The sequence below is a fragment of the Streptomyces sp. 4F14 genome (genome assembly GCF_048159485.1).
Classification (GTDB): domain Bacteria; phylum Actinomycetota; class Actinomycetes; order Streptomycetales; family Streptomycetaceae; genus Streptomyces.
In genome coordinates, this window is the sequence record NZ_JBLRVY010000033.1 from 82,678 (window position 1) to 105,750 (window position 23,073).

At 71.7% G+C, this 23,073-nt stretch carries 23 protein-coding genes; 10 read left to right on the forward strand and 13 right to left on the reverse strand.

Annotated elements, in window-relative coordinates:
• Nucleotides 1–74 precede the first annotated feature (74 nt).
• On the forward strand, nt 75–548 hold the full coding sequence (locus ACLZOT_RS40600; RefSeq protein WP_416974217.1) for a universal stress protein: 474 nt from the start codon (nt 75–77) through the stop codon (nt 546–548).
• Nucleotide 549: 1 nt separating this feature from the next.
• On the opposite strand, the gene ACLZOT_RS40605 is transcribed toward ACLZOT_RS40600, so the two are convergent.
• Entirely contained in the window at nt 550–1,716 is a 1,167-nt protein-coding gene (locus ACLZOT_RS40605; RefSeq protein WP_416974218.1) for a CapA family protein, read from the reverse strand.
• 275 nt (nt 1,717–1,991) lie between these two features.
• On the opposite strand from ACLZOT_RS40605, the gene ACLZOT_RS40610 reads away from it, so the two are divergent.
• From ACLZOT_RS40610 to ACLZOT_RS40620, 3 genes are all read left to right on the forward strand, one after another.
• On the forward strand, nt 1,992–2,534 hold the full coding sequence (locus tag ACLZOT_RS40610) for a sigma-70 family RNA polymerase sigma factor (RefSeq protein WP_055724814.1): 543 nt from the start codon (nt 1,992–1,994) through the stop codon (nt 2,532–2,534).
• A gap of 134 nt (nt 2,535–2,668) precedes the next feature.
• A complete protein-coding gene (locus ACLZOT_RS40615; RefSeq protein ID WP_416974219.1) occupies nt 2,669–3,190 on the forward strand; it encodes a hypothetical protein in 522 nt (173 codons plus the stop codon).
• A 208-nt stretch (nt 3,191–3,398) separates the two neighbouring features.
• The gene (locus ACLZOT_RS40620) at nt 3,399–4,070 is read left to right on the forward strand and encodes a zf-HC2 domain-containing protein (RefSeq protein ID WP_416974220.1); all 672 of its coding nucleotides are present in this window, start codon (nt 3,399–3,401) and stop codon (nt 4,068–4,070) included.
• Nucleotides 4,071–4,086: 16 nt separating this feature from the next.
• Here ACLZOT_RS40620 and ACLZOT_RS40625 read toward each other — a convergent pair whose 3' ends face one another.
• The 3 genes from ACLZOT_RS40625 to ACLZOT_RS40635 all read right to left on the reverse strand — a co-directional run bounded on the left by ACLZOT_RS40625 (nt 4,087) and on the right by ACLZOT_RS40635 (nt 7,456).
• On the reverse strand, nt 4,087–4,950 hold the full coding sequence (locus ACLZOT_RS40625) for an Fpg/Nei family DNA glycosylase (RefSeq protein ID WP_416974221.1): 864 nt from the start codon (nt 4,948–4,950) through the stop codon (nt 4,087–4,089).
• A gap of 177 nt (nt 4,951–5,127) precedes the next feature.
• A complete protein-coding gene (locus tag ACLZOT_RS40630) occupies nt 5,128–7,188 on the reverse strand; it encodes a SpoIIE family protein phosphatase (protein ID WP_416974222.1) in 2,061 nt (686 codons plus the stop codon).
• Between the two features lie 49 nt (nt 7,189–7,237).
• On the reverse strand, nt 7,238–7,456 hold the full coding sequence (locus tag ACLZOT_RS40635) for a hypothetical protein (RefSeq protein ID WP_416974223.1): 219 nt from the start codon (nt 7,454–7,456) through the stop codon (nt 7,238–7,240).
• A gap of 69 nt (nt 7,457–7,525) precedes the next feature.
• Here ACLZOT_RS40635 and ACLZOT_RS40640 point away from each other — a divergent pair, with 69 nt between their 5' ends.
• Nucleotides 7,526–8,932 (forward strand): lipase maturation factor family protein, encoded by a 1,407-nt coding sequence (locus tag ACLZOT_RS40640; protein ID WP_416974224.1) that lies wholly within the window; start codon nt 7,526–7,528, stop codon nt 8,930–8,932.
• Here the strand turns inward: ACLZOT_RS40640 and ACLZOT_RS40645 are convergent.
• The 5 genes from ACLZOT_RS40645 to ACLZOT_RS40665 are packed head-to-tail and all read right to left on the reverse strand — an operon-like array spanning nt 8,920 to nt 13,182.
• Nucleotides 8,920–9,741, reverse strand: coding sequence for an amidohydrolase family protein (locus ACLZOT_RS40645; protein WP_416974225.1), 822 nt, complete (start codon nt 9,739–9,741; stop codon nt 8,920–8,922). The two genes, ACLZOT_RS40640 and ACLZOT_RS40645, sit on opposite strands and share 13 nt — an antisense overlap.
• Before the next feature lie 42 nt (nt 9,742–9,783).
• On the reverse strand, nt 9,784–10,131 hold the full coding sequence (locus ACLZOT_RS40650) for an L-rhamnose mutarotase (RefSeq protein ID WP_416974226.1): 348 nt from the start codon (nt 10,129–10,131) through the stop codon (nt 9,784–9,786).
• Nucleotides 10,128–11,066 carry an aldo/keto reductase gene (locus tag ACLZOT_RS40655; RefSeq protein ID WP_416974227.1) on the reverse strand — a complete coding sequence of 313 codons (939 nt, stop codon included), beginning with the start codon at nt 11,064–11,066 and terminating at the stop codon, nt 10,128–10,130. The genes ACLZOT_RS40650 and ACLZOT_RS40655 overlap by 4 nt, the downstream gene beginning before the upstream one ends.
• Nucleotides 11,063–11,818 (reverse strand): SDR family NAD(P)-dependent oxidoreductase, encoded by a 756-nt coding sequence (locus ACLZOT_RS40660; protein ID WP_416974228.1) that lies wholly within the window; start codon nt 11,816–11,818, stop codon nt 11,063–11,065. The genes ACLZOT_RS40655 and ACLZOT_RS40660 overlap by 4 nt, the downstream gene beginning before the upstream one ends.
• The gene (locus ACLZOT_RS40665; protein WP_416974229.1) at nt 11,815–13,182 is read right to left on the reverse strand and encodes an L-fuconate dehydratase; all 1,368 of its coding nucleotides are present in this window, start codon (nt 13,180–13,182) and stop codon (nt 11,815–11,817) included. Before ACLZOT_RS40665 ends, ACLZOT_RS40660 begins: the two co-directional genes overlap by 4 nt.
• A gap of 119 nt (nt 13,183–13,301) precedes the next feature.
• Here ACLZOT_RS40665 and ACLZOT_RS40670 point away from each other — a divergent pair, with 119 nt between their 5' ends.
• From ACLZOT_RS40670 to ACLZOT_RS40680, 3 genes are all read left to right on the forward strand, one after another.
• A complete protein-coding gene (locus ACLZOT_RS40670) occupies nt 13,302–14,009 on the forward strand; it encodes a FadR/GntR family transcriptional regulator (protein ID WP_416974230.1) in 708 nt (235 codons plus the stop codon).
• Between the two features lie 380 nt (nt 14,010–14,389).
• A complete protein-coding gene (locus tag ACLZOT_RS40675; RefSeq protein ID WP_416974231.1) occupies nt 14,390–15,496 on the forward strand; it encodes a C1 family peptidase in 1,107 nt (368 codons plus the stop codon).
• 32 nt (nt 15,497–15,528) lie between these two features.
• Complete coding sequence (locus ACLZOT_RS40680; protein WP_416974232.1) at nt 15,529–16,020, forward strand: hypothetical protein; 492 nt, start codon at nt 15,529–15,531, stop codon at nt 16,018–16,020.
• Between the two features lie 20 nt (nt 16,021–16,040).
• Here ACLZOT_RS40680 and ACLZOT_RS40685 read toward each other — a convergent pair whose 3' ends face one another.
• From ACLZOT_RS40685 to ACLZOT_RS40695, 3 genes are read right to left on the reverse strand one after another with little or no spacing between them, the layout of a single operon-like run.
• Nucleotides 16,041–16,364: a protease inhibitor I42 family protein gene (locus ACLZOT_RS40685; RefSeq protein ID WP_416974233.1), complete on the reverse strand. Its 324-nt coding sequence runs from the start codon at nt 16,362–16,364 to the stop codon at nt 16,041–16,043.
• A gap of 20 nt (nt 16,365–16,384) precedes the next feature.
• Entirely contained in the window at nt 16,385–17,938 is a 1,554-nt protein-coding gene (locus ACLZOT_RS40690) for an alpha-L-fucosidase (RefSeq protein ID WP_416974234.1), read from the reverse strand.
• A 9-nt stretch (nt 17,939–17,947) separates the two neighbouring features.
• On the reverse strand, nt 17,948–19,783 hold the full coding sequence (locus ACLZOT_RS40695; protein ID WP_416974235.1) for a family 20 glycosylhydrolase: 1,836 nt from the start codon (nt 19,781–19,783) through the stop codon (nt 17,948–17,950).
• Between the two features lie 175 nt (nt 19,784–19,958).
• Between ACLZOT_RS40695 and ACLZOT_RS40700 the strand changes: the two genes are divergently transcribed.
• A complete protein-coding gene (locus tag ACLZOT_RS40700; protein ID WP_416974236.1) occupies nt 19,959–21,305 on the forward strand; it encodes an amidase in 1,347 nt (448 codons plus the stop codon).
• A 306-nt stretch (nt 21,306–21,611) separates the two neighbouring features.
• Nucleotides 21,612–22,484: a diiron oxygenase gene (locus ACLZOT_RS40705; protein WP_416974237.1), complete on the forward strand. Its 873-nt coding sequence runs from the start codon at nt 21,612–21,614 to the stop codon at nt 22,482–22,484.
• A gap of 39 nt (nt 22,485–22,523) precedes the next feature.
• Here ACLZOT_RS40705 and ACLZOT_RS40710 read toward each other — a convergent pair whose 3' ends face one another.
• The gene (locus ACLZOT_RS40710; RefSeq protein WP_416974238.1) at nt 22,524–23,000 is read right to left on the reverse strand and encodes a gamma-glutamylcyclotransferase family protein; all 477 of its coding nucleotides are present in this window, start codon (nt 22,998–23,000) and stop codon (nt 22,524–22,526) included.
• Nucleotides 23,001–23,073: the final 73 nt, after the last annotated feature.

A 23,073-nucleotide genomic window follows, 5' to 3' on the forward strand; every position in this document is an offset into this window, starting at 1 on the left:
CTTCGACTGTAGGAAGCGGTCGGGCTGCGCGCCCGCCGAGAAGGGGGAAGCGGGTGTTCCGATAGCCTCGGCGCGTGACGGAACAGCATGAGCGGCAGCCCTCTCAGGGGTTCGAGCGGGGTACCGACGGGCCCAAGGTCGTTCTGGTCGGGGTCGACGGGTCGGACTCCTCGCTCAGGGCGGCCGCGTACGCCGCGGGGCTCGCTCGGCGGCAGCGGGCGTTGCTGGCGATCGTGTATGTGCAGCCGTTGTTGTCGGCGGGGGCCGCGATGGGGGCGCCGGTCGCGGAGACGACGGATCAGATCGCCGAGGATCTGATGGCGATGGTCCGTACCGAGACCGAGCGGACCAAGGGGATATTCGATCTGCGCTGGGAGTTCCACACGTTCCGGGGCGACCCGTACAACGGGCTCGTCACCGCCGCCGACGACCTGAAGGCGGACGCGGTGGTCGTCGGGGCGTCGGAGCAGGCGGGGCACCGGATCGTGGGGTCGGTGGCGGTGCGGCTGGTGAAGGCGGGGCGGTGGCCGGTGACGGTCGTGCCGTAGGTCACTCCGCCATGGTGAGGCCGTCCGTGGCCGCGCCCCGGCTGAGGACGACGTCCCGGATGCGGTCGCGGACGCCGCGTACGTCGGCTCCCTGGGCGAGGGCCTGGTTGAGGTCGAGGACGCGGCCCGCGTCGATGTCGAACATCTGGGGGATGAATTCGGCCTTGGTGACGTTCCACCGGGTGCCGGGGTGGTCCGGTGGGGCGAAGGTGAAGCGGGCGATGGTGGACTGGTTGCCGCGCGGGTCGCGCTGGCCCTGGTGGTTGAACATGTCGCCGGCGATCTGGTCGCCCATGCCGTAGACGACCCAGGTGCCGTTGACCTTCTCGTACGCCTGGGGGATGTGGGCGTGCGTGCCCAGCAGAAGGTCGACGTCGGGGCGGCCGGCGGTGTTGGAGGCGGTGAGGGTGCGGGCCAGGGTGAGCTGCTGTTCGTCGGGGGCGTCCTGCCATTCCGTGCCCCAGTGCAGGGAGACGACCACGACGTCGGCGCCGGCCCGGCGGGCGGTGCGGGCGTCGGTGAGGATCCTCGCCGGGTCGATGATGTTGACGGCCCAGGGCTGTCCGGCGGGGAGGGGGTAGCCGTTGGTGCCGTAGGTGTAGGCGAGGTGGGCGACGGTGGCGCGGCCGGCCCGCAGGAGGGTGGGGGCGGTGGCCTCCTGGGGGGTGCGGGCGGTGCCGGCGTGGCGGACTCCGGCGCCGTCGAGGGCGTCGAGGGTGCGGCGGACGCCGCCGGGGCCGTCGTCGAGGCTGTGGTTGGAGGCGGTGGAGCAGCCGTCGTAGCCGGTCGCGGCGAGGCCCTCGGCGATCTCCGGCGGGGATTTGAAGGCGGGGTAGCCGGTGTAGTCGCCGTTCGCGCCGTACACGGTCTCCATGTGGCACAGGGCGAGGTCGGCGCGGGAGACGATCGGGCGGACGCCGTCGAGCATGGGGCGGAAGTCGTAGCCCCGGCCGCCGGCGTCGAAGCGGGCGCGTTCGATGATGGAGGTGTGGGGGAGGACGTCTCCGGTGGCGACGAGGGTGAAGCCGGCGGGGGCCGCGGGGGTGGCCGAGGGGGCGGGTCTGCCGGGGGCGGGGGGTTTCTCCTCGCGGGCTTCCTGGACCTGGCAGGCGGCCACGGCGAGGAGCACGGTCGCCGCGAGGGCCATCGGTCGTCTGCGTGCGATCACCGCAACCACCCCGTCCCGATCTGATTGTCATACTTACAGCGCACGTGCACACTCCTAACGCATGCCCGGACCCTCCCGGTGGAGCCGCTCCGCAGGATGCCGCGATCGGCGTAGCGCCATCGATTCGAACCCGTGTCCCGCCTCCGAACCGGAACTCCCCGCACCGCCGTTCACCGACCGTTCGTCGAACCGTTCGTCGACGCGATCGACCGTCCGTCGCAGATCTGTGTACGCGCCCTGTCGCTGAGTGACGGCCCTGCGGTGCCATAACCGCCATGACCGCCACACTCACGCAGCCGAAGACGACCGCTGAGCATGAACTCGCCGCGCTCCAGCGGGAACACGGGCGGCCCCTCTTCGCGCTCCTGCTGCGGCTGAGCGACGGCGACCGGCAGCGCGCCGAGGACCTCGTCCAGGAGACGCTGGTGCGGGCCTGGCAGCACCCCGAGGCGCTCAGGGCTGACGACTTCGACTCGGTGCGGCCCTGGCTGATGACGGTCGGGCGACGCCTCGCGATCGACGCGCGGCGCGCGCGGCAGGCACGCCCGGCGGAGGTCGGGGACGCGGTGCTGGAACACGCACCCGTCTGCGCGGACCACGCGGAGCGCGCGGCGGCGGCGCTCGACGTCCGCGAGGCTGTGAAGACTCTCACTCCCGAGCACCGGGAAGTCCTGGTGCTGGTGTATTTCCAGGGGGCGAGTGTGGCGGAGGCCGCCGAGATACTCGGTATCCCGCCCGGTACGGTGAAGTCGCGCGCGTACTACGCGCTGCGCGCCCTGCGCCGGGTCCTTCCGGGTTACGCGGCCGACCTGCGCTGAAACCCATCGCAGAGTCAAACCTCCGTAAAGCGCCTTGCCTGTGACCCCGGTTGAGTAATCGGCTGTTCCCATCCGTGTTCCGGACTGGGGGCCCGGCTGCGGGCGACGGCACACCGGAGGGAAGGCTGCGAGAGATGCTGCACAGAGATCAACCGGGCCCGAACGGGTCCGACGACGGTGAACTGACCGTCCCCATGGCCTGGTTGTACGCCGAGTACATCGCCGACGAACTCCTGCGCACCGGCGACCTGATGCCGCCGACGTCGTTCGAGTTCCGCGCCGGGCGCGACGCCCTGGCGCTCACCATCTTCCTGTCGGACACCGACGGGGAACTCCCCGGGATCCGGGTCGTCACCCAACTGGAGACGTGGCTCTCGCTGACCGCGTACGACCAGCCCTGGCAGGACTGGGTGGGCGAGCGGATGGCCCAACTCGCCGCGCGTGTCGCGCAGTCGGGGATGGACTCGCCGGATCTGCGGCTCGCCGAGGACGCGTGGCAGTGGCTGGAGGAGACGGAACTCCTCGCGCCCGACCTGAACGCGGTGCCCGGTGGCGGCGCGGTGGCCGGTACCGGTGAGGACGAGGGGCCGAAGGTGTGGACGCCGGCCTGGCAACTCGGGCTGCCGCTCGGGCACTTGGCGATCCACCTGTTCTAGTCACCTGTCCCGGCCGCCCGTTGTGGCCGTGACGCCGCTGGTGGGGGCCTCGCGAAAAAATTTTCCGATCCGACCAATCCGCCCGCGCCTCGGCTCCGAACATCTGGGTCACGATTCTGTACACGCCTTGAGTGATTCCGGTGCCGGGTGCGTACCGGTGGGAGCAAGGAGTAACCCCAACCGCACCCAACGGCACGAGGATTCGGCGATGAGGTCCCTGGAACAGCATGTGGACGTCGGCGCGTACGCGCTCGGTGTCCTGGACGAAGCGGAAGCCTTCCGCTTCGAGGACCACCTCATGGAGTGTCCTCGGTGCGCGGCTCAGGTCACGGAATTCGGCCCGGCGACACGGCAGTTGATGCTGTACCGGCGCGCTACCCCGCGCTCGGTGCACCCCTTCGCCGGGCCCGGGCCCCGGCTCCTGGACAAGCTCCTCGACCAGGTCGCCGTCCGCCGCCGCGCGGTGCGCCGCCGGATCCTGTACGGGCTGGCCGCGTCCGTCGTCGTCGCGCTGGCCGGGCCCGCGCTGATGATGACCGTCGGCGGCAGGGGCGCCGAGGAGGCCGTGGCGAGCGCCGAGGTGCGGATCGCCGCGACCGACGCGAAGTCCGGGGTGTGGGCGCAGGTCACGGCCGCCGACAAGGCGTGGGGCGCGGACATCGAGCTCCAGGTGAAGGACGGGGCGGGGCCGCGTTCGTGCCACCTCGTCATCGTCGGGCGGGACGGCAGCGAGGAGACGGCGACCGGGTGGATGATGCCGGACCACGACGCGCGTCCCACCACGATGCGCGGCGGGACGGCGATGCACACGGACGACGTCGCCTTCTACGACGTACGCAGCAACGGCAAGACGCTGGTGCGGATCCCGGCGGGCGGGTGAGCGGGCGGGTGAGCGGCTATTTCAGGAGCCGGGACAGGCGCCGGTCGGCGAGCGGCTTGCCGTTCGTCTGGCAGGTGGGGCAGTACTGGAGCGAGGAGTCGCTGAAGGAGACCTCGCGGATCGTGTCCCCGCAGACCGGGCACGGTTCGCCGGTGCGGCCGTGCACCCGCAGCCCGCTCTTCTTCTCCGCCTTGAGCCGGCCGGCGGCCACGCCGTGGGAGCGCTCCACGGCGTCGGTGAGGGTCGTGCGCAGCGCCTCGTAGAGGGTGTGGGTCTCCGCCGGGGTGAGGGAGGCCGCGAGTTTGAACGGGGACATGCGGGCCGCGTGCAGGATCTCGTCGCTGTAGGCGTTGCCGACGCCCGCGATCAGGCTCTGGTCGCGCAGGGCGCCCTTGAGCCGGCGCCGCTCCCCCGCGAGCAGTTCCGCGAGCCGCGCCTCGTCGAAGTCGTGGGCCAGGGGGTCGGGGCCGAGGCGGGCGACGCCGGGTACGTCCTGGGGGTCGTGGACGACGTACACCGCGAGTTTCTTCTGTGTGCCCGCCTCCGTGAGGTCGAAGCCGGCGCCCGTCTCCAGGGCGACCCGTAGGGCTAGGGGGCCCTTTCCGGGGCGGGGCATGCCGTCGGGGAGGCGGTCCTTCCAGTGCAGCCAGCCGGCGCGGGCGAGGTGGGTGACGAGATGCGGACCGCCGTCCGTCTCGACGTCCAGGAACTTCCCGTACCGCCGTACCGCGACGACCTCGCGGCCCTCCAGGGCGGTCACGGGTGGGTCGTACGTCTTCAGGACACTGATCGCGACGGGCAGCACCCGGACGATCTCGTGACCGGCCAGGTGCTCGGTGAGGAAGTCCATGAGGGCTTCGACCTCGGGCAGCTCGGGCATGGGTCCAGGGTGCCACCGGGGGGTGCGGGTGGCGCGGCGAGGGTTGTGGGACGGACCGGCCGGCCACCGGGATCCAGGGCCACCGCCCCGGACCCGTCCCGGTGGCCCTGGATCCCGGCTGCACGGCGAGACACTCCGGGCGTCTCCCGCACCGCTCTCCCACCGCGAGCCGCTCCCTCACCCCGGCTCCGGCAGCGCGAACTCGCACCACACGCACTTGCCGCCGCCCCGCGCCTCCACGCCCCACGCGTCCGCGAGGAGGTCCACCAGCAGGAGTCCCCGCCCCGAGACGCCGGCCTCGCCCGCTTCGCGGCGCCTCGGGAGTGCGCTGGAGGTGTCCTCCACCTCGACCCGCAGGCGGCGTGACGGGTCGGCCAGCACCACCCGCAGGGTGACGACGGCCGCGCCTTCCGTGTGCATGAGGGCGTTGGTGATGAGTTCGTCGGCGGTCAGTTCCACGTCGTCGGCGCGGGCGCGGGCGCCCCAGGCGTGGACGGCGGCGCGGATCATGTGGCGGGCCTGCACGAGGGCGTCGGGGTCGCCGGGGGCGACGTGCTGCTGGAGGCGGCCCCCGGCGCGGGGCGTGTCGAGGCAGCGGCGGCGCAGCAGGAGGAGGGCCACGTCGTCGTCGCCGCCCCTCTCCTCGGCGACCTCGATCAGGCGGTCGGCGAGGGCGCGGACGTCGTCGGGGCCGTCGGCGACCAGGGCCGTCAGGAGGCGCATGCCGTCGTCGAGGTCGGCGCCGGGCTGTTCGACGAGGCCGTCGGTGCACAGGAGGAGCAGGTCGCCGGGGTCCAGCTCCAGCGTGCTGACGGGGTACGCGAGGCCGCCGAACTCCGCCGAGAGGCCGAGCGGCAGCCCGCCGGGGACGGTGAGGCGCCGGCACGTGCCGTCGGCGGCGCGCAGCAGGGGGTCGATATGGCCGGCGCGGACGACCTGGACGACGCCGGTGGCGAGGTCGGCCTCGGCGTACAGGCAGGTCGCGAAGCGGTCGGTGTCGAGGTCGTGGAGGAAGAGGGAGGCGCGGGCCATGACCGTGGCCGGCGGGTGCCCTTCGGAGGCGTACGCCTTGAGGACGATGCGGAGCTGGCCCATGACGGCCGCCGCGTGCGTGTCGTGGCCCTGGACGTCGCCGATGACCGCGCCGACCTTGCCCCCGGGCAGCGGGATCAGGTCGTACCAGTCGCCGCCGATGTCCCGGCCCAGCGAGCCGCCGATGGTCGCGGCGCGGTAGCGGACGGCGATCTCCGCGCCGGGGACGCTGGGGATGGTGCGCGGCAGCATGGCCTGCTGGAGGCCCTGCGCGATGTCCTTCTCCTGCTCGTAGAACATGGCCCGCTGGAGGCTCTGCGCGATGCTGGAGCCGAGCGCGACGAGGATGTTGCGCTCCTCGGGGGTGAAGCCGCGTCGGTCGCTGTAGAGCAGGCCCATCGCGCCGATCGGGCGGGCCTGGACGATCAGCGGGAGGTAGGCGGCGGAGGTGATCCGCAGGTCGCAGAGGTGCGGCCACAGGACGGGGTAGCCGGTCGCGAACTCCTCCGGCGACTCGATGAAACGCGGGGTGAGGGTGCGCACGACCTCGCTCATCGGGTACGGCTCGTCGATCCCGGTGACGAGCGTGCCGGGCACGAAACTGCCCTCGGGGCCCTCCGCGACCAGCCGGATGCGGCCCGCCTCGACGAGGCCCATGACGAGGCTGGTGGCACCCAGATGGGTGAGGCCCTGGGTGTCCTTGAGGACGTCGATGACGTCCTGCACGGTGCGCGCGTGCGCGAGGGCGGCCGTGGTGAGCTGGACGACGTTGGTCTGCTCGCGGCGCGCGTCGTCGTGGGCGGTCTCCTCCCAGCGGCGCGCGAGGTCGTCCAGCTCCTGGGCGGCGTCCCGGACGATGCCGACGATCCTGCGGGGACGGCCCGTCTCGTCGCGGCTGATGTGGCCCTGCGTGTGGGTCCAGCACAGGGTGCCGTCGCGGCGCTGGAGGCGGAAGTAGCAGCCGTAGTTCTCGCTGCCGTCCTTGATCGCCTGCGCGACCAGCGCGTCCAGCCGCTGTCCCTCCGCCCTGGGCACCCGGACGACCAGCGACTCCGGCTTCCCGTCGTATTCGTCGGGCCGCAGGTCGAAGATCTCGTGGGCCCGCGCGTCCATGTGGAACCGCCCCGAGTCGAGGTCCCACTCGAAGCTGCCCATGCGGTTGAGCGCGAGGATCGAGTCCGGGCGGGCGGGCCAGTCGTCCGGCATGCGCCCACTGTGACAGGGTTCGAGGGGTTTCACGACCGGAGGAGACGGGTCACTCGAAGGGGAAGTCGGGGATGAGACCACCGCCGTCGGGCAGGTCCGGAAGCTCCGGGACGGTGGCGGGGCCGATATCGTCGTCGACCTCCCATGTGTACGAGGCCGTCGGCCCCGTAGGCGTCTCGTCGGCGGTGTCGGTCGGTCCGGTCGCGGCGACGAGCAGCGCGGACGCCACGACCAACGCTCCACCGCAGATACCGTAATGGGTATACATAGGCCATATTGTCCTACTACCTCGTAGTGCTGACGCAAGCGGAGTAACAGCTCACCGAGAGTCATCGCCATGGACTGGTTCACCTCGGACGCCGCCTGGCTGAGCCGTGTCCTCTTCCAACGGGCGCTCGCCGCCGTGTACCTGTGCGCGTTCCTCACTGCGGCCCTCCAGTTCCGGGCGCTCCTGGGGAGCCGGGGCCTGCTCCCGATCCCCCGCTTCACCGCGCGTGTGCCGTTCCGCAGAGCCCCGAGCCTGTTCCAACTGCACTACTCGGACCGGTACTTCGGGGTGTGTGCCTGGGCGGGGTGCGCGCTGTCGGTGGCGCTGCTGGCCGGTGTGGACGCGCTGCTCCCGCTGTGGGCGGCGATGCTGCTGTGGCTGGTGCCCTGGGTGCTGTACCTGTCGATCGTGAACGTCGGCCAGACCTGGTACGGCTTCGGCTGGGAGTCCCTGCTCCTGGAGACCGGGTTCCTCGCGGTGTTCCTCGGTAACGACGAAGCGGCCCCGCCCGTACCGGTGTTGCTGCTGCTGCGCTGGCTGCTGCTGCGCGTCGAGTTCGGGGCGGGCCTGATCAAGCTGCGGGGCGACGGCTGCTGGCGGAAGCTGACCTGCCTGGACTTCCACCACGAGACCCAGCCGATGCCGGGCCCGCTGAGCTGGTTCTTCCACCGTCTCCCCCGCCCGGTCCACCGGGTGGAGGCGGCGGCGAACCATCTCACCCAACTCGTCGTCCCGTTCCTCCTGTTCACCCCGCAGCCGGTGGCGACGGGGGCGGCCTCCCTGATGATCGTCACGCAGCTGTGGCTGGTCCTGTCGGGCAACTTCGCCTGGCTGAACTGGCTGACGATCACCCTGGCGCTGTCGGTGGTCGAACTCCCTGTGGGGCACCGGGAGTTCCCTCGGACGCCCCTCTGGTACGAGGCCCTGGTGCTGGCCGTCGCCGCCCTGCTGCTGTTCCTGAGCCGGCACCCCGTCCGCAACATGCTCTCCCGCCGCCAGGTCATGAACCGCTCCTTCGACCCCCTGCACCTGGTCAACTCCTACGGCGCCTTCGGCAGCGTGAGCCGCACCCGGTACGAGGTGGTGATCGAGGGCACGCTCGACGAGATCCCTCACGAGCAACAGGGCTGGCAGGCGTACGAGTTCAAGGGCAAGCCGGGCGAACCGACGCGCTGGCCACGCCAGTTCGCCCCCTACCATCTGCGCCTGGACTGGATGCTGTGGTTCGTGGGCCTGTCCCCGGCGTACGCGGGCACCTGGTTCACGACGCTCGTCGAACGCCTCCTGGAGGGCGACCCGGCGACGCTGAAACTCCTGCGCCGGGCGCCCTTCGACGAGCCGCCCCGCCATGTCCGCGCCCGCCTCTTCCGCTACCGGTACACGGACCGGCGGGAGTTGAGGCGCACGGGCGCCTGCTGGCACCGCACCTACGTCCGCGAGTTCCTGCCGCCGACCCGCCTGGATCAGAGGCCGTAGACCCGGACCGCGTTCTCCTCGAAGATCGCCGCCCGGTCCCCGGGGTCGGTCAACTCCTCGGCCACCGCGAGGACTTGCCCGTAGCTCGCGACCTCCGTGCACACCGGCCAGTCCGACCCGAACATCAGCCGCTCGGGCCCGAAGGACTCCAGCGCGATGTCGACGTACGGCCGCAGGTCGGCGGGCTTCCACCCCGCACCGGCCTCGGTGACCAGGCCGGAGAGCTTGCCGACCGTGTTGGGGTGGTGGCCGAGGGCGCGGAGGTCGCCCTCCCAGGGGCCGCGCGGGCCGATGGCGACCGGGGGTTTGCCGAGGTGGTCGAGGACGAAGACCAGGTCCTCGTGCTCGCCGACCGCCCGGACGCAGGAGGGGAGTTGATGCGGGACGACCACCAGGTCGTACACGAGTCCCGCCTCCGCCACCGCGCGCAGGCCGCGCCGGACGTCGGGGCGCTGGAGCCACCCCGGGTCGGACTCGCCCTGGACCTGGTGCCGGATGCCCTTCAGGTGGGCGCCGCCCGGGAGTTCGCGCAGCCGCGCCAGTTCCTCGGCGATGCCGGGGTGGGTGAGGTCGGTCCAGCCGACGACGCCCGCGACGAGGTCGTGCGCGTCGGCCAGGGCGAGGAACTCGGGGGTCTCCTCGGCGACGGTGACCGTCTGGACGAGGACCGTTCGGCCGACGCCCGCCGCGCGTGCCTCGGGGGTGAGGTCGGCGAGGGTGAAGTCCCGTCGGAGCGGGCTGTGTTCGGGGATCCAGTCCTGGTCGCGGACCGAGAGGTCCCAGACGTGGTGGTGGGCGTCGACGATCACGGAGCCTCCCTGACGGCGATCACGGAGCCTCACTGACTGCGATCACAGCGCCTCCCCGTCGACGCCGACAGCCCCTCCCGGCAGCTCCCACACAACCGGCAGCCCCGCGTCCGCGCCCTCGCCCGAGTAGTCGTGGACGACGTCCAGCAGCTCCGCCATCCGGGCCTGCCACGCCACGTTGACCGGCAGCTTCTCCAGCTCGGCGAGGAGCCGGGCGTAGTCCTCGCACTCCAGGACGTGGAAGAGGTCGGTGCCGCTGCGCCAGATGGTCCAGGAGGACGCCCCGGCGGCACGGATCGCGTCCGTGAGTTCGACGGGGACCTCCCGGTGCGCGGCCTCGTACTCCTCGATCCGGTCCGCACGGACCGTGGTGTGCAGGGCGACCCTCACAGCCCGGCCTCCTTCCAGAAGTCGTCCGGCACCGGAGCCGCGAACTGCTCGGCCCCGTCGATGACTTCGGCCGCCGAACGCGCCCCGACGAGCACGCTCGCGACAGCCGGATGCGCGGCGCAGAACGCGAGCGCGGCGGCCCGCAGGGTGGTCCCGTGCCGGTCGGCGAGCGCCTTGAGGCGCAGGGCCTCGTCCAGCAACTCCTGGGGCGCGGCGGTGTAGTCGTAGGTGGCGCCGGGTTTCGGGTCCGCCAGGAGGCCGGAGTTGAAGGCGCCGCCGATGACCACGGACACGCCGCGCTCCTCGGCGGCCGGGAGGAGGTCGGTGAGGGCGCTGCGGTCGAGGAGGGTGTAACGCCCCGCGCACAGCACGACATCGACGTCCGTCTCGCGCACGAAGCGCGTGAGCATCGCCGTCTGGTTCATGCCGGCGCCGATCGCTCCCACGACGCCCTCGGAGCGGAGTCTCTCCAGCGCCGGGTAGCCCTCGCGGAACGCCTGGTCGGCGTGGTCGTCGGGGTCGTGGAGGTAGACGACGTCGACGCGGTCGAGGCCGAGGCGTTCGAGGCTGGACTCCAGGGAGCGGCGTACGCCGTCGGCGCTGAAGTCCCAGACGCGGCGGTGGGAGTCGGGGACGGCGAAACCGTCGGCGAGGTCGTCGCCGGTCACGGGGGACGGTTCCAGGAGGCGGCCGACCTTGGTGGAGACCGTGTACTCGGCGCGGGGGTGCTCGCGCAGAGCCGCTCCCAACCGCCGTTCCGAGAGCCCGAGTCCGTAGTGGGGTGCCGTGTCGAAGTAGCGGATCCCCTTGTCCCAGGCGGCGGTTACCGCCTCGGTGGCCTGCTCGTCGGTGAGCGGGGTGAAGAGGTTGCCGATGCCGGCGGCGCCGAAGCCGAGGCCGGTGACCTCGATGCCGGTGCGGCCCAGGCGGCTCACTGCTGCACCGGCCGCAGCCGCAGCCCCTGCATGCCGCCGTCCACCGCGAGGGACGTCCCGGTCGTCGCCCCCGCGAGCGGGCTCGCCAAGTAGGCGATGGCGGCGGCGACTTCACCCGCGCTCACCAGCCGCCCCGACGGCTGGCGGGCCTCCAGCGCGGCGCGTTCGGCGGCCGGGTCGGCGGCGGAGTCGAGGAGGCGGCCGACCCACGGGGTGTCCGCCGTACCGGGGTTGACGCAGTTGACGCGGATGCCCTCGCGGAGGTGGTCGGCGGCCATCGAGAGGGTCAGCGAGAGGACCGCGCCCTTCGTCGCGCCGTACAGGGCCCGTTGGGGCAGCCCGGCGGTCGCGGCGATCGAGCAGGTGTTGACGATCGCGGCGCGCTCGGAGGCGCGCAGGTGCGGGAGGGCGGCGCGGGTCACGCGGACCATGCCGACGACGTTGACGTCGAAGACGCGGTGCCATTCGGTGTCGTCGTTGTCCTCGACGGTGCCCTGGGCGCCGATGCCCGCGTTGTTGACGAGGATGTCGAGTCCGCCGAGGTCGGTGACGGCCGCCTCGACGGCGGCGCGTACGGAGGCGTCGTCGGAGACGTCGGCGCGGTAGCCGAGCAGGGGTTTGTCGACGCCGGACGGGTCGAGGTCGAGCACGGCGACGCGTGCGCCGCGCTCCGTCAGCAGGTCGGCGGTGGCCCGGCCGATGCCGGAGGCGCCGCCCGTGACCAGTGCCGTGAGCCCCTCGAAGTCGTTCATGCCGCCTCGTTCTCCTTCAGGTCCGCGAGCCAGAAGGCACCGTCCGGGAAGCGGTAGCGCGCGAGGGACTCCGGCCGCATGGCGGCGGAGAAGCCCGGCGTGGTCGGTGCCATGTAGTGACCTTCCCTGATGACCACCGGATCAAGGAAGTGGGCGTGCAGATGATCGACGTACTCGATGACCCGGTCCTCGGTCGTCCCGGTCAGGGCGACGTAGTCGAACATCGAGAGGTGCTGGACGAGTTCGCACAGGCCGACGCCGCCCGCGTGCGGGCAGACGGGGACGCCGAACTTGGCCGCGAGGAGCAGGATGGCGAGGTTCTCGTTGACCCCGCCGACGCGGGCGGCGTCGAGCTGGAGGACGTCGAGGGAGCCGGCCTGGAGGAGCTGCTTGAAGACGATGCGGTTCTGGACGTGCTCGCCGGTGGCGACCTTCACGGGGGCGACGCCGCGCCGTACGGCGGCGTGCCCGAGGATGTCGTCGGGGCTGGTCGGCTCCTCGATCCAGTACGGGTCGAAGGGGGCGAGCGCGTTGGTCCAGCGGATCGCCTCCTCGACGTCCCAGCGCTGGTTGGCGTCGACGGCGATCCGCACGCCGGGTCCGACCACGTCGCGGGCGACCCGGCAGCGGCGTACGTCGTCGTCGAGGTCGGCGCCGACCTTCAGCTTGATCTGCGTGAACCCGTCCGCGACGGCCTCGGCGGCGAGCCGCGCGAGCTTCTCGTCGTCGTACCCGAGCCATCCCGCCGATGTCGTGTACGCGGGATAGCCCCGCTCCAGGAGCTTCGTACGGCGCTCCTCGGCGCCCTCCTTGCCCCGGCGCAGCAGGTCGAGGGCCTCGGCGGGGGTGAGGGCGTCGGTGAGGTAGCGGAAGTCGATCTGGGTGACGAGCCACTCGGGGTCGGCGTCGGCGAGGAGCTGCCAGAGGGGTTTGGCGGCGCGTTTGGCGGCGAGGTCCCAGACGGCGTTGACGACGGCGCCGATCGCCATGTGCATCACGCCCTTCTCCGGTCCCAGCCAACGGAGTTGGCTGTCGCCGACGAGGGCACGGCTGACGCTGCCGGGGTCCGCGCAGATCTCGGCGACGTCCCGGCCGACGACGTGCGCGCGCAGGGCGTCGATCGCGGCGACCTGGACCTCGTTGCCCCGGCCGATGGTGAAGGTGAAGCCGTGGCCCTCGTGGCCGTCGGCGGCGTCCGTGCGCAGGACGACGTACGCGGCGGAGTAGTCCGGGTCCGGGTTCATCGCGTCGGAGCCGTCCAGCTCCCGTGAGGTGGGGAAGCGGATGTCGTGGGTGTCGACGGCGGTGATGCGAGGGCTCACGGGACCCCTTTCGGGCGAGTGTGACAGGCCGGTGCCCTGCATATTTATCAGACCAATTTCGGTTCCGAACACCCCTTGGCGGGGTTCGGGCCGGATTTTCTCACCAAGTGGTCGGACCACTTCGCTCGCTAGACTCCCCGCACGGCTTCAGGAGGACGACGGTGGACGACACGGGGACCGCCCCACGGCAGGGCACGGTGACGCAGCGCGCCATCGAGCGGATCAAGGCGATGATCGCGGAAGGGCTCCTGGAGCCGGGCCAGCGGCTGCCGACCGAGCGGGACCTCGCCGCGCAGCTCGGAATGTCCCGCAGCTCGATGCGGGAGGCGATCCGGGCGCTCACCGTCCTCGGGGTGCTTGAGGCGCGGCACGGGTCGGGGATCTACGTCACCGCGCTCGACGCCGGGGACCTGCTGGAGACGTTCGGTGTCGTCGCCGACCTGTCGCGGGGGGCGCGGCTGGTGGAACTCCTCGAAGTGCGGCGGGTGTTGGAGTCGACGGCGACCGCGCTGGCCGCCGCGCGTATCACGGACGTCCAACTCGCCGAGGTGGAGGAGCACTTGGCGGCGATGAACGCGACCGACGACCCCGAGGTGATCCTCGCGCACGACCTCGCCTTCCACCGGGCCATCGCGGTGGCCGCCGGGAACGAGACGATGGCGGCGATCCTGGAGGGCCTGTCCTCGCGGACGTTCCGCGCGCGCGTGTGGCGGGGCTACGAGGAGGAGGGCGCCTTCGACCGCACCCGGCGTGAACACGCCGCGATCCACCGGGCGTTGAAGGCGCGGGACCCGGAGGCGGCGCGGGCGGCTGCCGCCGCGCACGTGGGTGAGGTCGAGGAGTGGCTGCGGGCGCAGTTGGGGGCCTGAGGAAACGACCTCGCGGGCCGGGGATTTGGCAGGCCGGTTTCCGAAAGCGGTTGCCCTGAACGGGGGTTGGCACTCCACAACGCGGGCGCCCGAGTACCCCGTTCCCGGCTCCGCATTCCGTCGTATTCCCGCCCTTTGTGTTCTCTGCTTAGCTTCCCATCGACCCGCAAACCGGCGACCCGCAAACCAGCGACCCGCGAGCCGGCGACCCGCGAGTCACCGCTTCGCAAGTCGTCGCTTCACCGAGGCGCACGTGCCCGCCCCTCCTTCCGGTCCTTCCGGCACGACATTCCGACGAACCGTCACCGAGGCGGCCCCGTACGCCGCTTCGCGCTGCCCGGCTCGTCGTCCCGCAGCAGAAGCAGCGAGGAGGCTCCACCATGCCTGTCAACGACCCGCTCGACCTCGACCACCTCCGGTCGGTCCTCGACGGCGCGGGCAACCCGTGGCGCATGGCCGTCACCAGCATGACCACCCTCACCGAGGACCAGCGGGTGCTGCGCCTCGGTGTCCCCGTCCAGGAGCACGAGGTCGCCGCGCACGAGAGCGCCCGGCAGAGCGACCGGGCCGCGGCCCTCGCCGCGACCGCCGACTCGGTCGGCGCCCCCAGCGCCTTCGACCTGCGCAACATCGGCGGCGTCAACTACACGACGCGGGTGAAGGACCAGGGCGGCTGCGGTTCCTGCGTCGCCTTCGGGTCCGTCGCGACGCTGGAGCACGTCACCCGGTACGTCAACCGCACCCCGAACCTCGACGTCGACCTCTCCGAGGCGCAGGCGTACTACTGCTACGGCCGTGCGGCGGGCGCCACCTGCGCCTCGGGCTGGCTGCCGGAGCCCCTCGCCGACAAGGCGCGCGACTCGGGCGTCACCATCGAGGCGTACTTCCCGTACCGGGCTGGCGACCAGGACTGCTCGAAGCTCAACGCGGACTGGCCCAACCGGCTCGTCAAGGCCCGCTCCTGGCAGCAGGCGAACAACCCGGCGACGATGAAGGAGCTGATCTCGACCTACGGCTCGGTCGTCGCCTGCTTCTTCGTCTACCAGGACTTCTACTCGTACGGGGGCGGCGTCTACCGCCACCGGACCGGTGGGCTGGCCGGCGGCCACTGCGTCACCCTCGTCGGCTACGACGACGCCCAGCAGTGCTGGATCGCCAAGAACAGCTGGGGCCCCGGCTGGGGCGAGCAGGGCTTCTTCCGCATCGGGTACGGCGAGTGCTCCATCGAGTCCTGGCACAACCTCGGCTACCTCGGCACCGTCATCCGCGACTGGCTGCCCGACCAGCGCATCCTCGCGCTGTGGAGCAACGAGGCCGACGCGAACGTGTGGGCGTACGGCGAACTGCGCGGCTGGCTCAGCCTCAACGGCTCCGTGGGCGCCACCGACGCGGCGATGCTCGCGGAACTCGCCGCGTCCAAGGCGAACGGCGCCAAGGTCGGCCTCTACGAGGACAGCGGCACCGTCCAGCAGATCTACGCCTGGTGAGCCGGGCGCGACAGGAGAAGGAGGGTACGACGATGAGCCCACAGCGACAGGACGCGCAGCCCACGCAGGCGCCCGCCGGCCAGGAGGTCCGCTCCTCGGCCGCCCAGGACGAGGCCGGCCGGCCCGCCCTGCTCCCGCCCGGCGTCGACGTCGGCCAGAACCTCGCCCTCGCCGGGGCCGGGAAGCCCGCCGGGGACGCCATGGTCCAGCGGTTCGAGCTGACCCCGGCCGGGGAAGCGCGGCCGACCCTCACCTCAGCCGGGGTGCTCGCGGCGGCGCAGGCCGGCACGGGGATCACCGGGACCTGGACGCAGAACGTCACCGTCGACGGCCTGTGGTGCGCCAACCAGACCCGTAACGCCTTCTTCCGCGTCAAGGGAGGCGGCTGGAAGAAGATCTACAACGCCACGGACTGGGCGTTCACCGCCCTGACGACCTTGGCGTCCCAGGCCCGCCAGACCAACCACGCGATCTCGTTCCGCGAGGAGGCGGACGGGATGGTGCACGAGATCTACCTCTGGTAGGGGGCCCGGGGACGAGTACCTCACACCACGGCGACCTGAAGGAAGTACTCCCCCGCGTTCTCCCCCTCCGCCTCCCAGGACCGCCGGTACACCAGCTCAAGGCGTCCCTCCCCCGCCTCCCGCGCGCGCAGCCGCAGGACGCGGGTCCCCCCGGCCCCGACCAGCCCGGTCGGGGCCGGGGCCGGGGCCGGGGTGTAGTCGTCCCCGGTCAGCTCCAGGCCCTCGATGCCCCTGACCTCCCAGCGGAAGCCGGTCGTCGGGTTCTCGGGGAGTTCGACGACGAGGTCGTCCCCGGCCCGCACCCGGGCCCGGGAGTCCCGCGCCGACACACGCACCTCACCCACGGGGCCTCCCTCGGCTCAGCTCACACCGCCGACCGGTACAGCCGGAACTCGGCGATCCGTACCGCCGGGACCCGTGCCCCCGTCACCCGGACCCGCCACTGCCGCGCCCGCACCGGAGCGGACAGCCTGAGGATACGGCTCGCTCCCATGGTCCCGGCCCGCGCGACCTGCGTCCACACGCCCCCGCGCAGCGCCTCGACGACGAACGCCTCGACCTGCTGCCCCTCCCTGATGTCCTCGGCGAGGCGGATCCGGTTGACGTCGGTGTCGGCGGGCAGCTCGACGGCGACCTGGTTCACCCCGGCCGTCGTACGCCCGTCCAGGGCCAGGTCGTAGGGGAGTTCACGCTCGATCCGCTCCCGGAACTCCCGCAGCCGGGTGACGTCGGACGCGTGCAGGAGCCCTTCGGTGTCCGGCGGGACGTTCAGCAGGAGCACCGCGCCCCGGCCCACGGAACCGAACCAGATCTCCGTGAGGGCGGCGACGGACTTCGGCTGCTGGCTGGCGTGGTAGAACCAGCCGTCGCGGATGGATACGTCGCACTCGGCCGGCCACCACTGGAGGAAGTCGGTGTTCGGGCGGGCCCGCACGAGCGCTCCCCGGCTGCCCTGGTCGGCGGTGTCGTAGGAGAGGGCCCAGTCGGTGCGGCCGTACTGGTTCTCCTTGACGGGGATCACGTTCCACTCGTCCTCGCGGGCGAGCCCCGCCTCGTTGCCGACCCAGCGGACATCGGGGCCGGTGACGGCGATCGTCGCCTCGGGGGCGAGGTCGCGGACCAGGGTGTACCAGCTGTCCCAGTCGTAGCTCTCGACCTTGTCGGGCGGGATGTGGCCCTGCGCGCCGTCGAACCACACCTCGTCGACGGGACCGTACTCGGTGAGCACTTCGTAGAGGGTGTTGAGCATGTGGGCGCCGTAATCGGTGGCGTCGAGCGTCCAGAAACGCGCGGGTGTGCGGTCGTCGGCGGCCGTGAGGGTCGGGATCGTGCGCGGGGTGCGGGCACTGCCGTTGGCGTAGACGCCGTGGAGGTACTGGTTCTCGTCGGCGGGCGAGAGGTAGACGCCGACCTTGAGGCCGTGGCGGCGCATGGAGTCGGCGAAGGAGCGCAGGACGTCACCCCGGCCGCTCTGCCAACTGCTGGACGCGACCGTGTGGTTCGTGTAGCGGGACGGGTAGAGAACGAAGCCGTCGTGGTGCTTGACGGTGAGGATGGCGAGCTTGAAGCCGCCGTCCCTGAGCGCTCTCGCCCACTGGTCGGTGTCGAGGCGGGTGGGCTGGAAGACGTCCGGGTCCTCGTCCCCGGTCCCCCACTCCAGGCCGGTGAACGTGTTCACCCCGAAGTGCAGGAACGCGGTCCGCTCCAGGCTCTGCCAGGCGATCTGCCGTGCGGTGGGCCGGAGCCCGGACGCCTTGCGGACGAGGTCGGCCTCGGTGTCGGTGGGCAGGACGGGGATGCGGGAGAGGTCGGCGCGGACGGGAGGCGGGCTCCCGGGCAGCGCGTTCGCCCCCGACGGCACCCCCGCCGCCACGACCGCGACGGCCGACGCGACGAACACACGACGTGAGACAGGCATCGGCTCTCCTCAGCTCAACTGCCATACGGTGGGCGGGCGTTGGTCCGGCGGGTACTGCGCGAGCCGCCCGTCGGAGGTCGCGCTCATCGCCATCCGGGTGATCGCGTTGACCAGCAGGAAGCCGCCGGGGACGGGCTGAATCTCCCAGCGCTGGACGGTACTTGTGGCGTCGCAGGCCGCGCGGGTGGCCACGACGCCGGGCTGGAGCGGGGTGTTGAGGGTGAGCTTGCCGCCCCGGATGTCGAGGCAGCCGTCGGAGGCCCGCAGGGTGACGTATCCGTCGGCGGTGCGGGCCAGGTCGTAGGTGCCGTAGGGCCGGCCGGCCGAGCCCAGCGTGTAGCGGCCGTTCGCGACCGGTACGCGTGTGAGGTCACGCCAGCCGGGGGCGTGCCCGACCGCTGTGCCGCGTGCGGTGAACTGGGCGTAGGTGGCGTCGGGGTGGGGGTCGCCCCAGGTGGCCTGGGCGATGTGGCGCAGTGCGGGCCAGAGGCGGTCGGCGACCTCGTTCTCCGTCTCGCCGCGTCCGTTGTCGGGCCAGAGGCTGATCTTCGCGCCCACGATGCCCGTGCTGGAGGCGACCTTCTCGCCCTCGAAGCTGCGCGGGTCCCAACTCTGGTCGTAGAGCCCGGCGGTGTCGGAGTGGAAGCCGCCCCGGATCAGGTAGAGGGCGTAGGCGGCGTTCATCAACGGGTAGCCCTGCGCGATGAGTTGGCTGGGTTTCACGGCGACGTTGAGCCAGTGCTCGACCGTCGTGCCGGGGGCGACCGGGACGGTGTTGGCGCCGGTGAGGCCGTCGTTCCAGATGCGGAGCCGCTTGCCCTTGGCCGCGGCGTACGCCTGGACGCGGTTGACGAAGTCGACGAAGGCGTCCTGCGGCGTGGCGTTCGCGCCGTACTTCTGGCGGGCGTAGCTGAGGATCTGCGGGTACCTGGCGAAGTCGGAGCCGAGCATGTACTCGTCGGCGCCCATGTGCCAGGCGCGGGACGGGAAGACCTCGGCGTACTCGTCGATAAGGCTCGCGTAGTAGGTGAACGCGGCCTGCTGGGTGACGTCGAGGCGGCTGGGCTGTTTGGCTCCGCCGGAGTCGGTGAGCTGGAGGTCGGGGCGGTTCTCGATCCACGGGTCCATGTGGCCCGGGGAGTTGATCTCCGGGACGATCTCGACGTGGTAGCGCTCGCCGAGGGCGACCAGGCGGCGGATCTCGTCCTTCGTGTAGTAGCCCCAGGTGTTCGCCTCGGGGTGGGCGTCGCTCTTCACCTTGAGTTCCAGGAGGAGTTGGTTGAGCTTGTGGTAGCTCATCTCCCGGACGAGGTTCTCCAGCCAGGGCAGCGTGATGTGGATGTAGCAGGCGCAGACGCCGACCCCGCGCTCCGGGTAGCGGGGCGTGTCGACGGTCCTGCCGCCGGGCAACTGGTCGCCCTGTGCGAGGAGTTGGAGGATCGTGCGGGTGCCGTAGAAGGCGCCGGTCTCGGTGGCGCCGGTGACCGCGAGGGTGTCGCCGGAGCGCAGTTCGTAGCCCTCGGCGCCGAGGGCCGTACGCGCCGGGTCGACGTCGATCACGACGTCCCCGGGGTGTGCGGTGCCGGTCACGACCGGGACGGTGCCGTGTCCGGCGTCGCGCAGGTCGTCGGCGAGGACGGTGGCGACGCGCTGCTCGGCCGGAGTGTCGGCGATCAGGCGGGTGGTGGCGGCGTAGGTGTAACTCCCGGCCTCCGGCGTCCAGTTGGTGAGCGCGGGCACGGTGACCGGTGGTTGTGCGGCGGTGGCCGCGCTCGCCGGGATCGGCGCCGCGAAGAGAAGGAGGGCCGCGGTCGCGGCACCGAGGATCTGACGACAAGCCCGCATTCAAGGCCCCCAAGTCATCGGATGTATGGAATGGTCGGGCCGCGGGAGTTGACTGTCAATGGGGCCGATGGTGGCCGAGTGATCGGATGGGACGGTGACTCACCCGAAGGGATCTCGACGTGCGCGCGCCACCCGGGGCAGAGTTCTCCCACACCACGCACCCCGAGGAGCGCCCGTGACCAGCTGGGTCGGCCGGACCGCCGCAGAGATCGCCGCCGCCGTACGCGAGAAGCGGGCCACCCCGCGCGAGGTCGTCGCCGAACACCTGGCGCGGATCGAGGAGCTGGACGGGCGGATCGGGGCGTTCCGCGTCGTGCGCAAGGAGGCCGCGCTCGCCGAGGCGCACGAGCTGGCGGCGCGCGGCGATCTCGGTGAACTCCCTCTCGCCGGGGTGCCGTTGGCCGTCAAGGACAATCTCGCGGTGCGCGGCGAGTCGATGCGGGTCGGGTCCGCCGCGACGCCCGACACGCCGTCCGCCGAGGACCATGTCACCGTCGCCCGGCTGCGGGCCGCCGGGGCGGTCGTCGTCGGGCTGACCAACGTGCCCGAGCTGTGCGTCTTCGGGACGACCGAGGGCGTGCACGGGACCTCCCGCAACCCCTGGGACCCCGCCCGCAGCGCCGGCGGGTCCTCCGGCGGGAGCGCCGCCGCCGTCGCCGCCGGGATGGTGCCGATCGCCCTGGGCAACGACGGCATGGGCTCCCTGCGGATCCCGGCCGCCAACTGCGGGCTGGTCACCATCAAGCCCGGTCACGGGCTCGTGCCGGCCGGGATCGGCGACGGCGACTGGTTCGGGCTCTCCGAGAACGGGCCCCTCGCGACGACCGTCGGCGACGCCCGGCTGATGCTGTCCGTCCTCGCCGACGCGGAGGTCGCACGGCCCGAGACGCCCGGTTTCCTGCGGATCGCCGTGTCCGTGCGCAGCCCCGTCGCCGGTACGCCGGTCAGCGAGCCGTACGTCGTCGCGGCGCGGGAGGCCGCGCGGGCGCTGAGCGGGGCCGGGCACCGGGTGCGGCGTGCCGATCCGCCGTATCCGGTGTCGCTGGCGACGACCTCGCTGGCGTACTGGACCGCCGGGACCGCCGTCGACGCGCAGCCCCTCGATCCCCGGCTGCTGGCGCGGCGCACCCGGGTGCACGCCGCTGTGGGGCGGCGGTTCCTCGGGGGCGTCCGCAAGGGGGTGGCCCGGGAGAAGCTGCGGGGGCGGTTCGAGCCGTTCTTCGCGGAGTACGACGTGCTGGTGACGCCCGCGCTGGCCCGGCGCGCGCCGAAGGCCGCCGCCTGGCACGAGCGGGGGTGGGTGCGCAATCTTCTCGTCGATTCCAGCTATTCGCCGTTCACGCCGGCCTGGAATCTGACGGGGTGGCCCGCGATGGCCGTGCCGCTGGGGACGCATCCCTCGGGGGTGCCGACCGCGATCCAGCTGGTCGGCAAGCCGGGGAGCGAGGGCCGATTGCTCAGGCTGGCCGAGCAGCTGGAGGAGTTGAGGCCGTGGCCGAGAACAGCTCCCATAGGGCCGTGACCTGCCTATCTCGGCCTTATCGAAAATCCCCGAGATGACCGATTCAAGCGTTTTTCGCAAATCTCACAATTCGAGACCTCGATAGTGATGCTTGACCCCTGAAAGCAATCCCTGCATGATTATGAGCAATAGGGAAACTCGGGGGAATACGTGTGTGGCATCATCGGTCTTTTCACGGGCTGTAGCGCGGTCAGCTACTGCCCCAAGCGTCTACTGGGCAAGGATTCCAAAGTCCCGGCCCCGGACGATCCGGAACCGGCCGGCAGTTATCGCAGCCCATTCCGCGGCTGGGACAAGCGCGCCTCGGTGCGCGCGACTCCCCGGCGGGAACTCCCGGGTGAAACCGAAGGGCAGTATTTCTTTTCACCCGACTTGGTTCCCCTGGCTCGCCACGATCTGATAACGGACCTCAGGCCCGAACTTTTCGGCCACATACTGATCCAGCATCTCTACCGTTACCTGGATTTCACGACAAAACTGGAACAGATCGTCGTCAATCGCACCGCGCTCGGTATCGCCCAGGGGACGGTGGGCCTGCACCTCCACCCGGACATGCGGTTCGACGCCTACCGGATCTACTGCGACGAGGCGTACCACGCGCTGTTCTCGGCGGACCTGATGAGACAGGCGCAGGCCCGTACGGGTATCTCGGCGCGGCTGCCGGCGGAGCCGTATTTCCTGACCCGGCTGGCGATGATCCAGCAGGAGCACCCCGAGTGGCGGACGCTGGCCGAGCTGGTCTTCGTGATCGTCTCCGAGACGCTGATCTCGGGCTCGCTCGGCGAGGTCCCGGACGATCCCCGGGTGGTGCCCACGGTCCGCGAGGTGGTCCGGGACCACGCGATGGACGAGGGCCGCCACCACACCTACTTCGCGCTGTTCCTCAAGGAGCTGTGGGCGCAGTCGGACCCGGCCGAGCGGCGGGTGATCGGTACTCTCGCCCCGCTGATGGTCGACGCCTTCCTGCGGCCCGACCTGCCCGCCCTCCACGAGGAGCTGACCGGGTACGGGCTCGACCGGGACACCGTCGAACAGGTGCTCGCCGAGGTGTTCCCGCAGAGCCTGCTCCGCAAGTCCGCCCGCGACGCGTCCCAGCAGACGGTCCAGCACTTCAGACGGCTCGGCGCGCTGGACGACCCCGAGATCCGGGCCGCCTTCGAGACGTACGAACTGGTGTGACGATGAACGCCGCCGCACACGGACGCCCTACCCGCAGCCTCAGTCGCCGGATCCGGTACGGGTGAGCGTCTCCCCACGGGACGCGAGCCAGCGGACCACGCCCGCCGTGTAGCCCGGCAGCAGCTCCCGTCCGAAGTGCTCCCGGTCCCAGTCGTCCGCCAGGACCAGCGAGGCGTCGACGCACACGTAGGCCAGGGCGAGGCCGCCGTCCTCCAGCGGGAGGGCGCGGGCCTCGTACATCGGGCCCTCGTACGTGTCCAGCAGGGCACGTTCGGCGGGGTCCAGGCCGGTCAGCAGGCAGCCGGTGACCCGGCTCCCGGTGTGAGGCACCAGGCCGGGGAAGGCACGGTCGCGCAGGGCCGCGTTGCGCCAGCCGGCCACGGCCGCCGGGCGGCTGTCGGGAACCCGTCCCAGCAGCGCCCGCTGCACGTCGCCGAACAACAGGCTGCCGTAGACGAACAGGGGCAGCCCGCACGGTGTCTGGTCGGCCGTCGGCATCGTTCGCAACTCCCGCATGAATAAAGGCAGCCGGTATGTCCCGCCGGAGCCTACGCCGTATGCCCGACAGCCGGGCACCACCCCGAGAGAA